At 72.0% G+C, this 1,228-nt stretch carries 1 pseudogene; it reads left to right on the top strand.

What is annotated here, in order from left to right:
- Positions 1 to 1,228 (top strand): annotated as a pseudogene (locus AB0I03_RS26805) (hypothetical protein); the annotation flags it as partial.

The raw sequence follows: 1,228 nt of genomic DNA, 5'->3' as shown, positions 1-1,228 counted from the left end.
GGCCGGCAGCGCCCGCGCCCAGTTGGAGTGCATCGCCAAGTCCGGCAACGGCCAGTACTACGACGCCCCCGACGCCCGGTCGCTCACCCGCCAGCTTCAGCGCGCCGGCCAACTCTCCGCGAGCGGCTACCGGTTCCAGGGCAAGCAGGTCCGCGGCACCGACGACCGGACGGGCGCACCGGTCATCGCCCCCGGGCAGTACCTGGACAGCATCGGGCCCAACGAGAAGCGGTACTACGCCGTCGATCTGGACGCCGCCTCGGCGGCCGACTTCTCGGCCACCGTGGTGCCACCTTCCGGTGCGGCGATCGACTACCTCGACACCCTGCGCACCCAGATCGTCCGGGACAAGGACGGCAGTTGCGAGTCCTCCACCGCCCTGTTCGGGCAGCGGGAGGGGGCCACACCGCTGACCTCGGGCGTCAGCCGCATCCCGACGCAGAGCGGCACCGGCACCTGCGACAAGGCGGGCCGGTACTGGCTGGTCGTCGAGCGCCATGCGGACACCGGCTCGGACGCCGCGCGCTGGCCGATGGAGCTGATGTTTCACGTGGAACATCCGCTGGCGAAGGGCACCACCCCCGCACAGTCGTCCCCGGAGTACGGTGCGGGCGGCAAGAACGCCGAACTGCCCACCACGGCGCCCAAGGACGTCACTGGCGGCACCGGATTCAACGACGCCCGCCCGTTGGGCCCGGGCGTCTGGCGGGACCAGATCCTCCCGGCGCAGACGCTCTGGTACAAGGTGCCGGTCAGCTGGGGCCAACAGCTGCGCTACAACGTGGAGTTCGCCAACGAACCGCGCTCCGAGGCCAGCTCCCACACCTCGTTCGGCAGCACCCAGGTCTACACGCCGTTCCGGGCCCCGGTCGGCAGCGGAACCGGCGTCTTCAATCCACAGGTGCCCTACAACGGGCGGCCGGCCTCGCTGAGCATGGGGACGGTGCCGGTCTCCTGGACCAACCGCTACGAGACCCACCCCAATGTCATCCCCGTCCACGCCAAGGGCGACTTCTACATCGCGGTGACGCTCGGCGCCAGGGCCGCCCAGGTCGCACAGGACCCGCGGATCGGCGTGGTGCTGCGGGTCGCCGTCCTGGGACGGGCCAAGGCCGGGCCGGAGGCCGGTGCCGCGGCGATCAAGGGGCAGACGCCCGACGGCGATTCGGGCCCCACCACCGACAGCGCGACGGGCAGCGGCGGCTGGTCCGGGCTCCGGGTCGCCGGG

The organism is Glycomyces sp. NPDC021274 (assembly GCF_040641195.1).
Lineage (GTDB): Bacteria > Actinomycetota > Actinomycetes > Mycobacteriales > Micromonosporaceae > Glycomyces.
Note: the sequence above shows the minus strand (reverse complement) of the source record. Positions and strands in the feature narration are given on the sequence as shown.